This is a genomic window from Clavibacter michiganensis (assembly GCF_021216655.1).
Lineage (GTDB): Bacteria > Actinomycetota > Actinomycetes > Actinomycetales > Microbacteriaceae > Clavibacter > Clavibacter michiganensis.
Genome location: NZ_CP080437.1, coordinates 1,577,944 through 1,592,886 on the forward strand (window position 1 = coordinate 1,577,944; position 14,943 = coordinate 1,592,886).

The following is a 14,943-nucleotide window of genomic DNA, read 5'->3' on the forward strand; positions in this document are numbered from 1 at the left end:
GGGCTGTAGCGTCCCGGGCATGGAGTCGACTGAAGAGCACGCCGGGGCACCGCAGGTCGTTGAGCTCTCGCCCGATCCGTCGATCCTCAGCGCTATCGGCGCGGGGCATTCTCTGGCTACGGCGATGGCCGACTTGATCGACAACTCCATCGACAAGGGGGCGACCAAGTTCCTGGCGCGCTTCATCACTCGCAATGAGGAGCTCATCGGGATTCGGATGCACGACGACGGCGCAGGAATGTCCGCAGTGCAGCTCGCGTCAGCGATGCGCCTCGGCGTCCGTCGCGAGTACGGAGCGGCCGAGCACGGGCATTTTGGCGTCGGTTTGAAAGCGGCGTCGTTCAGTCAGGCCGACCGGTTGACCGTCTACTCGCGGTGCGGCTATGAGCCCACGCGAGCGATACGTCTCACGCGCGGAAGATTCGAGGGCGAGGTTCTGCGTGACGCTGAGGCCCAGCGCGGATTCACGAAGGGTGCAGGCGGTTTTGCCCGTGTCGAAAGCGGCACTGTCGTCGAATGGGACCACCTGCACTCGGTCTTCACCGGCGATGTGGAGGTCGATCGGCGACGTTGGCTCGACGAGGTGTTTACAAGTCTGGGACACGACCTCGGGCTGACGTTCCACAGAATCATCTCGCGCGGCGACATCACGATCGTCCTACAGCAGTTCGACACACGAACGGGCGACGGCGTCCCCGTCAAAGTGACGTCCGTTGACCCGTTCAATTTTACGTCTGGCGCCGCCGGTTACCCACTCAATCTGGTCGGAACGACCCGGGGTGGCACAGAACTGCTCTTCACGTGCCACATCATGCAGCCCGCGAACCAGGGGCCGAGCGCGAAGTTGCTGGGTCGCCCGCGAGCGGAGTGGCAGGGTTTGTATGTCTACCGTAATGATCGGCTCCAGCAAGCCAGCGGCTGGTTGAACTTACTGCCCGGCAACATGGTCGAACTGCAGCTTGCGCGGGTCGCCGTCGACGTGACTACAGGGGCGCTTGGCGCCGTTCGCATCAACCCTGAGAAACACGGCGTCGTGTTCACGGCAGACGGTGTCCACGCGGTGGAACGAGCTGTCACGGAAGACGGACGTGATTTCCGGTCCTTCCTGTCCGCGGCGAGGGACGTGTTCCGGCTCGGCAGCAAACGCGATCGCGGCCCGAGGCCGGTTGCGCGCATTGCGGAAGGACTCCCTCAGGCCGTCATCGGCGCGATGGATGAGGAGTTCGGATTCCGCGACGATGGCAACAATCTACGCGTCTTGTGGAAGCCTCTGGGCCGCGGCCGGCTCTTCGAACTGGAGCACGCCGCAGCGACGGTCTGGTTGAACGAGGGCTACCGGGAACAACTTCAGGGCGCCCATGGCGGCGATGCCGCATTCTTCAAAACCTCGATCGTGCTGCAGCTGCAAGACAAGCTGGAGCGCGGTCATTTGCAGCAGAGCACCGTCGACCAGATCGAGCGCATCCATGCGGTTCTCGCGGCCGCCACGTTCCAGCAGATCGACGAGCACGGTTACGACGCAACTCTCCAGCCGGCGACACGCGCCGCTCGACCGACCGCTGACGCCGAACTCGATTTCGACGAGTGGCAGGTCGGCGACGAAGTTCCAATACCCGCGCGAGTCGACGAGGGGGGCTTCTCGATTGATCGTCCCGTCTCTGAGTCGGTCAAGCGCTATCGAGAAATCCCGCACTCTATAGACGCGGCGAAGCAGTACCTCTGGGGAATTGGGAGAGCGAAGTTGCTCAGCACCGCCGAAGAGGTTGAGCTCGCGCGTCGTATTGAGGCCGGGCTGCTCGCTGAAGAGCGTCTCGCCTCCGATAGCGCTCAGGAACAGCGCAGGTCGTTTCTACGCGAGCTTCGAGAGATCGCCGACGCTGGTAAGCACGCCAAAGCGCGATTCGTCAACGCGAACTTGCGCCTGGTCGTCTCCGTCGCGAGGCGCTACGCAGGGCGCGACATGGAGTTACTGGACCTGATCCAGGAGGGAAACATGGGGCTCATCCGCGCGGTCGAGAAGTTCGACTACGAGCAAGGGACGAAGTTCTCTACGTACGCCACCTGGTGGATCCGGCAGGCCATCTCGCGGGCGCTCGATGATAAGGCACGCGCCATCCGCCTACCAGTACATCTGATGGAGTCACTGCGGAGACTGTCCGGCGCTCGCGCGGCGCTCGAACCGCTCTACCCAGATGGCGTACCGCTCGACGAGCTCGCCCGACACTCCGAAATCGACGTGTCTGACATCGAACGGCTCGTCGCTGCGGACCGGCTGACGCACGTGTGGTCACTTGATGCGCCCTGGTACAACCCAGAACTGCGAATGGACGAGCCCTTCGGTGATCACCTCGTAGACGACGCCGCTGACTCCACAAGCGACACCTTCGAGGCACTATTGCTCCGACGGAATCTCGTCCAAATCCTGAGCGCCCTGGACTGGCGGGAGGCGCGGGTCCTCGTGCTGCGCTTCGGGCTCGATGGAGGCGAGCGTCGGACACTTGATGCGATCGGTGTCGAGTTCGGGGTCACCCGCGAGCGGATCCGACAGCTAGAGAAGAAGGCGCTGGAGACAATGCGTGGCCCCCGTGCGCAGGCAATGCTCGCGGGTCACCACTGCGTCGACGACAGCGCGGTTCGTGAAGATAGGCCCGTCACCTCGGTCCGCACAGCTAGGCCCCTGACCATCGAGGACCACATTAGGCAGTATGGCCGGATAAAGCGTCGGACTCAGCCAGCCGCGCAGTTGACGATCGTGAGCTCTTCCGCCGTCAACAGATCGACGCAACGACAGACCGATCCCATTGCGAGCCCCTCGGACATAGAGTCCGCCTTTCTCAGTGGCCAGCACCCTGATGACATCGCTCGCCGCCTGAACGTCGATCGAGGCACTGTCCTAGCATCGCTCAGCCAGCGACTCTTCGGCGTCGAACAATCGACGCAAACTTCTGACCGTCCCGCCCGCCACGGTTCCGGGTACTCGGATGCCGACGCACAGCTGATCGATTCAACGCTGTCCACCGGCGCATCGATCCACGACATCGCGGTCCGGCTTGAGCGGACTCCTTACGGTGTTGCCTGCCAGATCCTGTTGGAGCCCCGCCATGCGGACGAGTTCCGCAGGCGTCAGGCGAGGGCAGTGGAAGAGCGCCGGCGGGACCATGGTCCCGCCGGCGCGCCGGCATCGCAAGCGTGAACGGCGCGCTCGTACCGTAAGTTTGAGCCGACATGACCACGACCAACCTCGCCCCCATCCGCACGCTCGACCTCTTCGCAGGAGCCGGAGGGCTCAGCGAAGGTTTCCGCGAAGGCTCCGACCGCTTCTCGACGGTCCGTGCGGTCGAGATGGACGTAGCGGCGGCAGCCACTTACGCGTTGAACCACGGCGACGACCTCGTGTTCGCCGGCCCCGTTGAGGAATGGCTTGCGCAGGAGGAAGTCCCGTCCGTCGACCTCGTCCTTGGGGGCCCGCCTTGTCAGGGCTTCTCCACACTCGGGAAGCAGGACGCCGAGGACGTGCGGAACTTCCTCTGGAAACAATACGCGGAAACAGTCAAACGAGCGCAACCCAAATACTTTGTAGTCGAGAACGTTGCCGCATTCACCAAGTCTCGCCAGTTCGAAGATTTTCGCCGTGAAACGTCCGCAGCGGGAATGCTACCCAACTACTCCTTCGACTGGCGCGTCCTCAACTCGGCAGATTATGGTGCAGCGCAAGCACGGAAGCGCACTGTCATTCTGGGGTGGCGTGACGACCAGGAAGCGCCAGGATTCCCCGAGCCGACACACGGACCCGGGCGCACGCTTGCGCATGTCTCCGTTCGACAGGCCTTCGAGCAGCGCGGGATGGCTGCCGCCGTCAGCATGATCGACCTCCCTCCCAATCGCGCTCGAGTCGTCAACGGACGCGCGGTGTCCGGGCCCTACCGCGCCGCGGAGCTGCACGTCACCCGCTACTACACGGAGCTCTCGCGCGAGCGGTTCACTCACATCCCCGAAAAGGGCAACCGCTTCGACATTCCATTTGAGCTCTTGCCTGACTGCTGGAAGAAGCACACATCAGGATCGGCAGACGTCATGGGGCGACTGCACTGGGACAAGCCGTCAGTCACCGTCCGCACAGAGTTCTTCAAGCCGGAGAAGGGGCGTTACCTCCATCCGGTCGAGGACCGAGCGCTCACGCACTACGAGGCTGCGACGCTCCAAGGATTCCCCGACGAGTACCTCTTCATGGGAACGAAGATCGAAATCGCGCGACAGATTGGTAATGCCGTGCCGATTGCATTAGGCGCCGCGATCGGACGACACCTGGCAGGGCTGCTCGGTTGAAAGCGTCTTTGCGCTCTCATCCATCAGCGCACTGGGCCAAGCGCCGATAACTTTCATCGTGGCCATCGTTAAAGGACCGTTGTCAACCGTGGAAGGTCAGCCCAGCGGCAGCGAAGTCGGGGCGGTCGCTGGCTCAGTCGAACATGTGCAGCGCGCGATCGTTGCGCGTTCTACTGCCGGCTTGGTCGAATCGCGCACAGCTGTCCATCGCTGCCATCATCGCGGCGCCGTCCGTCTCGAGGTAGTGGATGCAGCCTCTTCAGGCGGGTGCCTGCGCTGAGTCAATAGCTCGTGCCTGGCCGCCGTTCTCGTGCTCGTCGACCGCCGCAAGTTAGAGTCTCAGCCCGCCGGAATGCGTGCCGAGCCTCCCGAGCGCGGCCTCGGGCGCTTCTCGCAAAGGTCGTTCGCGCCGCACCCACTCCTGCGCCGCGCCGCGAGCGGCGTCCCCGAGCGGGCTGTGGGCGCTCCACTCGCCCACCCGGTCCAGCGTGTGATAAGTCCAGGTAGTTCCGTCGAAGTATCGCCGTCCGGAAGCGTCAACCTCGTGGCTCCGCCCCCAGGATTCGAACCTGGACCTCACAGCTCCAAAGGCTGAAGTGCTGCCGTTACACCAAGGCGGACCGCTCACGGTCCGGCCGTGCGCAGGACGAGTCTGCCAGAGGTGCCCGCGGGCGGAGGACCCGCGTCCGGCGGGGAGTCAGGTGCCGCGCGCGCGGCGTCGGCGGAGGACGCCGCGGATCCGCAGCACCAGGAGGAGCGCGCCGCCGACCGCGAGCCCCACGGCCCCGCCGACGAGCACGCGCGCGTCGGACGCGCCCTGCTGGAAGGGCCACAGCTGGCTGGCGAGGGCGGCGATCCCGAGCAGGAGCGGCGTCAGCACCGCCGAGACGAGGGCCTCCTGCGACGTGGTCATGGGCTCGGCGCCGCGTCGGCGATCGCGGATCGTCGTGCCGACGAGGGCACCCCACATCGGCAGCACCAGACCGAGGTTCGCGACCGGGACGAGGACGAGGGCGACGAGGAGGGCCAGCGCGGCCCCGGCCACATACCACCACGGCATGACGGAGCGGTTGGAGGGGAGGTCTTCCATGTCCCTCACGCTAGCGACCGGGCGGAGGCCCCCGGACCGGCATGATGGGGGGATGCCCAGCCGCGACGAGGTCGACCGCATCGTCGACGCGTGGCGGCGCGAGCGGCCCGACCTCGACTTCTCCCCGCTCGAGGTGCTGTCGCGCGTCGGCCGCCTGTCGCGGCTGCTGGAGCGCGCCAGGCGCTCCGCGTTCCAGGAGTCGGAGCTCGAGTCGTGGGAGTTCGACGTGCTGTCGGCGCTGCGACGGGCGGGCGATCCCTACCAGCTGAGCCCGAAGGCCCTCCTGCAGCAGACGCTCGTCTCCTCCGGCACGATGACGAACCGCATCGACCGGCTCGTGGCGCGCGGGCTCGTGGAGCGGCGGACGGATCCGCACGACGGGCGCGGGATCCTCGTCGTCATGTCGGACGCGGGCCGCACGCGCGTCGACACCGCGATCACCCGGCTCGTCGCCGAGGAGGCGGAGCTGCTCGAGACCCTGCCCGCAGCCGACCGCGACGTGCTCGCGGGGCTGCTGCGACAGCTGATCCTCGACCTCGACGACGACGGGGCCTGACCCGCTCCACCCGGGTCGCCCGTCCCGCTCAGGCGTGCGCGACGCAGCGGCGCGCGGCGGGGCGGATCTCGAGCCGACCCGCGGGGATCGCCTCGCCGCAGACCTCGCAGCGGCCGTAGGTGCCCGCGTCGAGGCGCGCGACCGCGGCGTCGACGTCGGCGAGGCGGACGCGGGCCTCGCGGATCATCGCGTCGGACTGCGAGCGCTCGAACGCGAGGGTCGCGCCCTCGGGGTCGTGCTCGTCGTCGGAGTTCGCGTCCTGACGGGACTCGACGATCGCCGCCACGTCGCGGTCGAGGCCGCGGATGAGCGCGAGCGTGTCGGCGCGCACCGCCTCCAGGGCCGCGCGCGCGTCCGCCGGAGCGGGCGCGGCGTCGTCTGCCATGGATCCCGCGCTACGCGGCGACGAGCGCGTGCGCGTCCGCCATCAGCTCGACCGAGCGGAGGCGCTCCGGCGTCCGCTGCGAGGCGTGCCCGACGATGACCTCGTCGACGCCCGCCTGCTCCGCGAACCGGTTGGCGTAGTCGGAGACCTCGGCGCCGGTGCCGACGGCCGTGTACGTCATCATGCTGGCGACGTGCGCGCCGACGGGGGCCTCGAGGAGCCGGTCGAGCTCCTCGTCGGTGAACGTCTGAGTGGCCGGGATCTGGCCGCTCTGGCGGAGAAGCATCATCAGGCGCGCCCGGCGGACGCCGGCGAACTGGCGCTCGGCGTCAGCGCGGTCGTCGGCCGCGATGGCGTTGATCCCCGCGATCGCGTACGGCGCGTCGAGCTGCTCCGACGGGCGGAAGTCGCGGCGGTAGATCGCGATGGCGTCGAGCAGCATGTCGGGCGCGAAGTGCGACGCGAAGGCGAACGGCAGGCCGAGGGCCGCGGCGAGCTGGGCGCCGAAGGTCGAGGACCCGAGGATGTAGAGGGGGACGCGCGTGCCGGCGCCGGGCGTCGCGGACACGCCGGGGACCTGGCTCTCGCCGGAAAGGAAGGCCTGCAGCTCGACGACGTCCTCGGGGAAGCGGTCCGAGGATCCGGGGTCGCGGCGGAGCGCCCGGAACGTGGCCTGGTCGCTGCCGGGAGCGCGGCCGAGGCCGAGGTCGATGCGGCCCGGGTGCAGGGTCTCGAGGGTGCCGAACTGCTCCGCGATGGTGAGCGGCGAGTGGTTCGGCAGCATGACGCCGCCGGACCCGAGCCGGATGGTGGACGTCTGGCTGGCGACGTGGGCGATGAGCACGCTCGTCGCGCTGGACGCGATCGACGCCATGTTGTGGTGCTCCGCGTACCAGACGCGACGGTAGCCGCTCCGCTCGGCCTGCTGGGCGAGGGCGACGGACGCGGCGAAGCTGTCGCGGGCGGTCTCCCCGGGGGCGATGGGGGCGAGGTCGAGGATGGAGAGCGGGACGGTCATGCTCATCTCAACAGCGCGGACGCCTCCGGTGTTCCGAGCCCGTCCGCGGCGGGGGCGGTGTCCGTCGTCGCGTCCCCGAGGGCGGCATCGGCACGACGCCGGCGCGCGACCGACCAGGCCGCCACGGCGCCGGCGAGCGCCGCGCAGATCGCGGTGGCGACGGCGATGCGCGCCCCCTCCCCCGGTCCCTCGGGCACGAGCGGCAGCAGGATCTGCACGGCGAGCACGAGCATCACCCCGGCGATCACGGTGTCGAGCACGCGCCAGGCGGACGGCCGGGCGGACGGCCGGGCGAGCACGGGCGCGAAGACGCGGGCGGCCGTCGCGAGCAGCGTGAACCAGACGCAGCTGGCGACCATCGCGCCGACCCCGAACGCCCAGCGGCCGTCACCGTGGCCCGCGGCGACGGATCCCACGAGGAGCACGGTGTCGAGGTACACGTGCGGGTTCAGCCAGGTGAGCGCGAGGCACGCGGCGACCACGGTGCCCAGCGCACGCGGCGCGGACACGGCGACGGCGAGGCCCCGCGGCGCGACGGCCCGCAGCAGCGAGAGGGCGGCGTAGCCGGCGAGGAAGCAGGCGCCGAGGATCCGGATGACGACGATCGCGACGGGCGCCGCCTCGATGACCGCGCCGATCCCGGCGACGCCGAGGCCGATGAGGATCACGTCGGAGACCGCGCAGATGAGCACCACGACGAGCACGTGCTCGCGCCGCGTGCCCTGCCGGAGGATGAAGGCGTTCTGCGCGCCGATCGCGGCGATGAGCGAGAAGCCGAGGCCGAAGCCGGAGAGCGCGTGCGCGAGCGGGTGCATGGCCTCAACGCTAGGCATCGGGCGCGCATCAGACCAGCTCATGTTCCTGCGGCACCATTAGCATCGCTGATGATGGACATCCGCACCGAGCACCTGCGCACCCTGGCCGCCGTCATCGACACGGGCACGCTCGACGCGGCCGCCCGCGCGCTCCGGCTGACGCCCTCCGCGGTGAGCCAGCGGATCACGGCGCTCGAGCGCAGCGCCGGCCGCGTGCTCCTCCGACGCACCCGCCCGGCCACCACCACCGAGGCGGGCGACGCCGTGCTGCGGCACGCGCGCCAGGTGCTGCTGCTCGAGCGCGACCTCGACGGGCTGCTCGGCGTGGGCGACGGCGAGCAGCCCCGGGCGGGGACCGCGGCCGTGCCCGTCGTGGTCAACGGCGACTCGCTCGCGTCCTGGCTGCTGCCCGCGTTCGCGGCGCTCGCGGCCGAGACCGGCCAGGCGGTGGAGGTGCTGCGCGAGGACGAGCACCACTCCCTCGACCTGCTGCGCGACGGATCCGCGATGGCCGCCGTCACGAGCGTGAAGGACCCCGTGCAGGGCTGCACCTCGGAGCGCCTCGGCCGGATGCGGTACCGCGCGCTCGCGACGCCCGCCTACGTCGCCGCGCATCTGCCCGACGGCCCCACGCCGAGCGCGCTGGCGGTCGCGCCGCTCGTGATGTTCGACCGCAAGGACGCCATGCAGGACCGCTGGCTGCGCGGGCGGCGCGCGCCCGCCGGGCAGCCGCGCCACTACGTGCCGTCGTCGGCCGAGTTCGTCACGGCGGTCACGCTCGGCATGGGCTGGGGCATGCTGCCCGACCTGCAGAGCGAGGAGCTCGTCGCGTCGGGCGCGCTCGTGCCGCTGGACGCCGGATCCCACGTGGACGTGGCGCTGCACTGGCAGCGCTGGAGCGTCGACTCCCCCGTGCTCGCCGACCTCACCCGGCACGTGCGCGCCGCGGCCGCCTCGCTCAGGTAGCGGGGCGGCCGCGGCGGTCGAAGGACGCGCGGACGGATCAGCGCCGGAGCGCCGCCCGGGCCATCCGGTTGCCGGCGAACTGCACCACCTGCACGAGCACGATGATGATGAGCACGGCCGCCCACGTCACGACCGGCTCGAACTGCCGATAGCCGTAGACGATCGCGAAGTTGCCGAGGCCGCCCGCGCCGATCGCCCCTGCGACGGCCGTCATGTCGACGATGCCGACGAAGATGAACGTGTAGCCGAGGATCAGCGGGCCGAGCGCCTCCGGGATCAGCAGCGTGAAGATGATCCGCACGGGGCTCGCGCCCACGGACCGGGCGGCCTCGATCACGCCCGGCTGCACCGTGAGCAGGTTCTGCTCGACGATGCGGCTGATCGCGAATGACGCCCCCAGCGACAGCGTGAAGATGATCGCCGGCTGCCCGATGCCGTTGCCCGTGACCAGGCGGGCGAGGGGCTGTGCCGCGACCAGGAAGATCACGAACGGGATCGGCCGGAAGGTGTTGACGACCAGGTTGAGGACGGCGAACACGGCGCGGTTCGGCAGCAGGCTGCTGGCGCGCGTGAGGTAGAGCCCGAGGCCCATGATCAGGCCGCCGAGCCCGCCGAACAGGAGCGTGAGCAGCACCATCACGAGCGTCTCGACCGTCGACCGGCCGAGGAGCGGCAGGAGCGGGGTCAGCGCGTCCATCTCAGACCACCTCCGTCACGGTGACGCCGGCGCGGTCGGCCGCGAGCACCTCGTCGATGCGCGCGGGGTCGCCCCCGAGCGCGAGGGTCAGGTTGCCGAACGTGCGGCCCTGGATGTCGGTGATCCCGCCGTGCACGACCTCGAACGCGATGCCCGCGGCGGCGAGCGCCTGGAACACCTCGGCCTGCGTGGCGCCGCCGTCCGCGAAGGACAGCGTGACGAGGCGTCCCGGGTGGCGGCGGCGGAGGCGCTGGACCTCTTGCGGCTCGGGGATCCCCGCGACGACCGTCGAGACGAAGCGGCGCGCCGCGTCGCTCGTGGGCCGGGAGAACACGTCGAACACCTCGCCGTGCTCGATGACGCGACCGGAGTCCATGACGGCCACGCGGTCGGCGATGGACTTGATGACCTCCATCTCGTGCGTGATGACGACGATGGTGACGCCGAGCTCCTCGTTCACCCGGCGCAGGAGCGCGAGGACCTCGCTCGTGGTCTCGGGATCCAGCGCGCTCGTGGCCTCGTCGGCCAGGAGGATCGCGGGGCTCGTCGCGAGCGCGCGGGCGATGCCGACGCGCTGCTTCTGGCCGCCGGACAGCTCGTCGGGCCGCGCGTGCGCCTTGTCCGCGAGGCCGACGAAGTGCAGCAGGTCGCTGATCCGCCGCTGCTGCTGGTCCTTCGGCATGCCGGCGACCGTGAGCGGGTACGCGACGTTGCCCCACACCGTCTTCGACGTGAAGAGGTTGAACTGCTGGAAGACCATGCCGATGCCGAGGCGCAGCTTCCGCAGCTCGCGCTCGGGGAGGGCCTGGATCTCGCGTCCGTCGACCGAGACCGTGCCGGCGGTCGGCCGCTCGAGCGCGTTCACCAGCCGCACGAGCGTGCTCTTGCCCGCGCCGGAGTAGCCGATGATGCCGAACACCTCGCCGCGGCGGATGTCGAGGTCGACGTCGGCGAGGGCGTGGAGCCCCGCCTCCCCCTTCGCGCGGGGCGGGTACTGCTTGCCGACGCCGCGCAGGGAGACGTGCGGGGCGTCCGTCATCGAGCCGCCTTCTTCTCGGCGACGGCCTTCTCGGTGGTGGTGAGGAGGCTCTGCAGCTCGTCGGCCGGGGTCTGCAGCGGGATGGCGGTGCCGCCCGAGTTCTCGACGACCGCGTCGACCACGGCGGGGGTGTCCCGGAAGATCTGCGCGAGCTTCAGGTAGGTCTCGTTCTGCGCGTCGGCGGCGCGGGCCGCGAAGACGTTGACGTAGGCGAGCGCCTTCGGGTCGCTGGGGTCGTCCTGCGCGATCGCGTCGCCGGCGGTGAGCCCCGCGTCGGTGACGAAGTCGTTGTTGATGATGACGGCGTCCGCGTCGGGCAGCGAGGTGGCGGTGAGCGCGGCGTCGACCGTGGTGACGCTGACCTTCGACGCGGCCTGGTCGACGTCGTCGAGCGTGGAGACGCTGGATCCGCCGCCCTTCAGCGTCAGGAGGCCCTCGCGCTGGAGCAGGAGGAGGCCGCGCGCGAGGTTCGACTCGTCGTTGGGGAGGATCACGGTGCCGCCCTGCGGGATGTCGGCGACCGACGTGTGCTTCGACGAGTACAGCCCGAGCGGGTAGATCGCCGTGGCGCCGATGGGCGTGAGGTCCTCGCCCGCGCCCTCGTTGTACTGCGCGAGGTAGACGAGGTGCTGGAACTGGTCGAGGTCGATCTCGCCCTCGCTGAGCGCCGGGTTCACCTGCGGGTACTCGGTGAAGTCGACGATCTGCACGTCGATGCCCTCCTCCTTCGCCGCCTCGACGAACAGGGGCCACTGCGGGTCGCTCGCGCCGACGACGCCGATCTTGACGGCCTTGCCGCCGCCCGCGAACGCGCCGGTGGCGAAGAGGACGGCCGCGACGATCGCGAGGACGACGACGACCGCGCCGATGATGAGGCCGAGGCGGTTCCTCCGCTTCGGGGCGTCGATCAGGGGTGCCTGGGTGGTCATGGTGGTCCTCTCGGTGGTGCGGGGCCGGTGCTGTCCGGTGGTGGTGCGGATGCGGTCGTGCGGGTGCGGTCGTGCGGGGATGCGGTGGCGGCCGGATGGCGCGCGGGTGCGCGCGCCGACGCGGTCGAGCGGACGCGCCAGGGCGTCCGGACGGGATGCCTCGCGGGAGGCGTGCGCGGGACGACGATCCCGCCTGCGGTGCGGGACGCCGACGACTGCCGGTGGCCGCGTCCCTGCAGCACCTCGACGGTAGGCGGACGGACGGGGGCGTGTCGAACCGGGCCGTAACACGGGGACACCCCGCATCGCCCGCGGGATGTGGCAGGGTCGGCCACGGAGGTGCCCATGCACGAGGACGACGACGCCGTCTCCGCGCTCCCCGTCGAGGAGCTGCGACGCCGCGTCTACGCGCAGGGGGCCGACGAGGCCGACGAGCGGTGGATCCGCGCGGCCGCCGAGCTCACCCGCCGCGAGCGCGCGTCCCGGCCCGCCGCGGGCGACGCCGTCCTCGCGGCGGGAGCCAGTGCCGGCGCCGACGGGCGGGCGGATGCGGCGGATGCGGCGGATGCGGCGGATGCGGCGGATGCGGCGGCCCCCGCGTCCGCCGACGCGACGGCGGACGACGGGTCCACCGAAGACGACGCCGACACCGCAGCCTCCGCCGCCCCTCCCCGCGGATCCCGACGCGTCCTCGTCGGGATCGCCGCCGCCGCGCTGGCCGCGGGCCTCGCCGCGGGCGGGGCGGTCGGCGCGACGCTCGGCAGCGGTTCGGCCGCGTCGACCTCCGCCGACGGCACCCCGAGCCCCGGCGCGGACGCGCCGCCGGCCGCCGCGGGATCCACCCCGGCCGCCGCCGCGAGCCCCGACGGCACGACGCTCCTCGGCCCCGACTCCACCTCCGACCAGCGCAGCCGCCCGGTCGGCGCGATCTTCGACGGCCCGCAGGAGGACGGCGACCGCCCGCCCAAGGCCGTCCGCGCCGACGTCGACGCCACCACGATCCGCGCCGTGCAGACGAGCGTCGGCCTCTACGCCGGTCTCTCCGTGTCGGGCGACCTGTGCCTGCTGGTCTTCCCGAGCGGCGGCGCGGGCGTCGTCTCGTGCGCGTCACCCGACCGCGTCGCGTCCGACGGCCTCCGCATCGCGTGGACCACCGAGTTCCCGTCGCGCAACCGCGACGGCTCCACGGGCATGATCACGGGCGACGTGACGGCGACCTGGTCGGGCGACGACCTCATCACGCTCACCACGCCGGACCGCATCCTCGCGTATTGAGCGGCGAGCGGATCAGCCCTCGAGCAGCTCGCTGAGCTCCATCCAGCGGCTCTCGAAGGCCTCGACCTCGGCCTCGATGGCGCGCACGCCCTCGTTGAGCTTCCCGAGCCCGTCGTAGTCGTTCGGGTCGTGCTCGGCCATGGCGTCGAGCGCCTGACGGCGGCGCGTGTCCGCCTTCTCGAGCTTCCGCGTGATGCTCGCGAGCTCCTTCTGCGCGTTCCGCAGCTCGGCGCCCTGCAGCTGCGAGCCGCCGGATCCGCCGAGCGTCGCCGTGGCCTGGCCGCCGACCTCGTCGGGGCGGGCGACCGTCGCCTTCTCGGCGTTGCCGGGCTGCGACCGGAGCTTCAGGTACTGCTCCACGCCGCCGGGGAGGTGGCGGAGGTTCCCGTTCATCACCGCGTACTGCTGGTCGGTGACGCGCTCGATGAGGTACCGGTCGTGGCTGACGACGAGGAGCGTGCCGGGGAACGAGTCGAGCAGGTCCTCCATAGCGGCGAGCATGTCCGTGTCGAGGTCGTTGGTCGGCTCGTCGAGGATCAGCACGTTCGGCTCGTCGAGCACGATGAGGAGGAGCTGGAGGCGGCGCTTCTGCCCGCCCGAGAGGTCCTTGACCGGGGTCGACAGCTGCGCGCTCGTGAAGCCGAGGCGCTCGAGCAGCTGGCCGGGCGTCATCTCCTTGCCGCCCGCGACGTAGGTGGTGCGCTGGCGGCCGATGACCGTCGAGACGCGGTCCTCGAGGACGTCCTTGAGCTCGTCGAGCTGCTGCGTGAGCACCGCGACCTTGATGGTCTTGCCGCGCTTGACCTTGCCGGTGGTGGGCTGGAGGGATCCGGCCACGAGCGACAGCAGCGTGGACTTGCCGGCGCCGTTGACGCCGAGGATGCCGGTGCGCTCGCCGGGGGCGATGCGCCACTCGACGTCCTTCAGGATCTGCTTCTCGCCGTAGCTGACGGACACGTCGAGGAGGTCGACGACGTCCTTGCCGAGCCGCTGCATCGCCATGGACGCGAGCGAGACGGTGTCGCGGGCGGGCGGCTCGTCGGCGATGAGGGCGTTGGCCGCCTCGATCCGGAACTTGGGCTTGGCGGTGCGCGCGGGCGCCCCGCGGCGCAGCCACGCGAGCTCCTTCTTCATGAGGTTCTGGCGCTTCGCCTCGGAGACGGCGGCGCTGCGATCGCGCTCGACGCGCTGCAGGATGTACGCCGCGTACCCGCCCTCGAACGGCTCGATGAGCCGGTCGTGGACCTCCCACGTGGCGTTCGCGACCTCGTCGAGGAACCACCGGTCGTGCGTCACGACGATGAGTCCGCCGGAGTTGGGCGCCCAGCGGCGGCGGAGGTGGCCGGCGAGCCAGGCGATGCCCTCCACGTCGAGGTGGTTGGTGGGCTCGTCGAGGAAGAGGATGTCGTGGTCGCCGATGAGGAGCTTCGCGAGCGCGACGCGGCGGCGCTGGCCGCCGGAGAGGTTCGCGACGTCGGCGTCCCACGGCACGTCGGAGGCGAGGCCGTCGATCACGTCGCGGACGAGCGGGTTGCCCGCCCACTCGTGCTCGTCGATGCCGCCGACGATGGCCTCGCCGACGGTCTGGCCGTCGGGCAGGGTGTCGCTCTGGTCGAGCACGCCGATCGTGATCCCGCGGCGGCGAGTGACGCGACCGCGGTCGGGCTCGAGGCGTCCGGCGAGGAGGGAGAGGAGGGTCGACTTGCCGTCGCCGTTGCGTCCGACGATGCCGATGCGGTCGCCCTCGTTCACCCCGATGGTCACGTCGTCGAAGATCACGCGCGTCGGGAACTCGAGGTGGAGCGCTTCGGCTCCCAGCAGATGGGCCACCGCACGAGCCTAGGTGA

The 14,943-nt window shown here is 70.4% G+C and carries 13 protein-coding genes and 1 tRNA gene; 5 read left to right on the top strand and 9 right to left on the bottom strand.

The annotated features are described in order from the left end of the window. Nucleotides 1-19: 19 nt before the first annotated feature. Both K0V08_RS07245 and K0V08_RS07250 read left to right on the top strand, forming a co-directional pair. Nucleotides 20-3,193, top strand: a complete 3,174-nt coding sequence (locus K0V08_RS07245) for a sigma-70 family RNA polymerase sigma factor (protein ID WP_086503504.1) — start codon at nucleotides 20-22, stop codon at nucleotides 3,191-3,193. A gap of 32 nt (nucleotides 3,194-3,225) precedes the next feature. After that, entirely contained in the window at nucleotides 3,226-4,326 is a 1,101-nt protein-coding gene (locus K0V08_RS07250) for a DNA cytosine methyltransferase (RefSeq protein WP_079534362.1), read from the top strand. A 545-nt stretch (nucleotides 4,327-4,871) separates the two neighbouring features. Here the strand turns inward: K0V08_RS07250 and K0V08_RS07255 are convergent. Both K0V08_RS07255 and K0V08_RS07260 read right to left on the bottom strand, forming a co-directional pair. After that, a tRNA-Gln gene (locus tag K0V08_RS07255) sits at nucleotides 4,872-4,946 on the bottom strand. 77 nt (nucleotides 4,947-5,023) lie between these two features. Continuing rightward, nucleotides 5,024-5,416: a hypothetical protein gene (locus K0V08_RS07260; RefSeq protein WP_079534358.1), complete on the bottom strand. Its 393-nt coding sequence runs from the start codon at nucleotides 5,414-5,416 to the stop codon at nucleotides 5,024-5,026. Between the two features lie 52 nt (nucleotides 5,417-5,468). Here K0V08_RS07260 and K0V08_RS07265 point away from each other — a divergent pair, with 52 nt between their 5' ends. Next, nucleotides 5,469-5,972, top strand: a complete 504-nt coding sequence (locus K0V08_RS07265) for a MarR family winged helix-turn-helix transcriptional regulator (protein WP_012038966.1) — start codon at nucleotides 5,469-5,471, stop codon at nucleotides 5,970-5,972. Nucleotides 5,973-6,000: 28 nt separating this feature from the next. On the opposite strand, the gene K0V08_RS07270 is transcribed toward K0V08_RS07265, so the two are convergent. Genes K0V08_RS07270 through K0V08_RS07280 form a run of 3 tightly spaced genes read right to left on the bottom strand, consistent with a single transcriptional unit; the run spans nucleotide 6,001 to nucleotide 8,190 of the window. After that, nucleotides 6,001-6,357 carry a TraR/DksA family transcriptional regulator gene (locus tag K0V08_RS07270; protein WP_012038967.1) on the bottom strand — a complete coding sequence of 119 codons (357 nt, stop codon included), beginning with the start codon at nucleotides 6,355-6,357 and terminating at the stop codon, nucleotides 6,001-6,003. Between the two features lie 10 nt (nucleotides 6,358-6,367). Then, the gene (locus tag K0V08_RS07275) at nucleotides 6,368-7,375 is read right to left on the bottom strand and encodes an LLM class flavin-dependent oxidoreductase (RefSeq protein WP_012038968.1); all 1,008 of its coding nucleotides are present in this window, start codon (nucleotides 7,373-7,375) and stop codon (nucleotides 6,368-6,370) included. A 2-nt stretch (nucleotides 7,376-7,377) separates the two neighbouring features. Next, nucleotides 7,378-8,190 carry a LysE/ArgO family amino acid transporter gene (locus tag K0V08_RS07280; RefSeq protein WP_079534356.1) on the bottom strand — a complete coding sequence of 271 codons (813 nt, stop codon included), beginning with the start codon at nucleotides 8,188-8,190 and terminating at the stop codon, nucleotides 7,378-7,380. A 69-nt stretch (nucleotides 8,191-8,259) separates the two neighbouring features. Between K0V08_RS07280 and K0V08_RS07285 the strand changes: the two genes are divergently transcribed. After that, complete coding sequence (locus tag K0V08_RS07285) at nucleotides 8,260-9,156, top strand: LysR family transcriptional regulator ArgP (RefSeq protein WP_079534354.1); 897 nt, start codon at nucleotides 8,260-8,262, stop codon at nucleotides 9,154-9,156. A gap of 37 nt (nucleotides 9,157-9,193) precedes the next feature. On the opposite strand, the gene K0V08_RS07290 is transcribed toward K0V08_RS07285, so the two are convergent. From K0V08_RS07290 to K0V08_RS07300, 3 genes are read right to left on the bottom strand one after another with little or no spacing between them, the layout of a single operon-like run. Next, nucleotides 9,194-9,853, bottom strand: a complete 660-nt coding sequence (locus K0V08_RS07290; protein ID WP_012038971.1) for a methionine ABC transporter permease — start codon at nucleotides 9,851-9,853, stop codon at nucleotides 9,194-9,196. 1 nt (nucleotide 9,854) lies between these two features. Further along, entirely contained in the window at nucleotides 9,855-10,892 is a 1,038-nt protein-coding gene (locus K0V08_RS07295) for a methionine ABC transporter ATP-binding protein (protein ID WP_079534352.1), read from the bottom strand. Continuing rightward, nucleotides 10,889-11,821: a MetQ/NlpA family ABC transporter substrate-binding protein gene (locus K0V08_RS07300; RefSeq protein ID WP_012038973.1), complete on the bottom strand. Its 933-nt coding sequence runs from the start codon at nucleotides 11,819-11,821 to the stop codon at nucleotides 10,889-10,891. Before K0V08_RS07300 ends, K0V08_RS07295 begins: the two co-directional genes overlap by 4 nt. A 345-nt stretch (nucleotides 11,822-12,166) precedes the next feature. On the opposite strand from K0V08_RS07300, the gene K0V08_RS07305 reads away from it, so the two are divergent. After that, nucleotides 12,167-13,096 carry a hypothetical protein gene (locus K0V08_RS07305; protein WP_079534350.1) on the top strand — a complete coding sequence of 310 codons (930 nt, stop codon included), beginning with the start codon at nucleotides 12,167-12,169 and terminating at the stop codon, nucleotides 13,094-13,096. A 12-nt stretch (nucleotides 13,097-13,108) separates the two neighbouring features. Here K0V08_RS07305 and K0V08_RS07310 read toward each other — a convergent pair whose 3' ends face one another. Further along, a complete protein-coding gene (locus K0V08_RS07310) occupies nucleotides 13,109-14,926 on the bottom strand; it encodes an ABC-F family ATP-binding cassette domain-containing protein (RefSeq protein WP_079534348.1) in 1,818 nt (605 codons plus the stop codon). Nucleotides 14,927-14,943 lie beyond the last annotated feature (17 nt).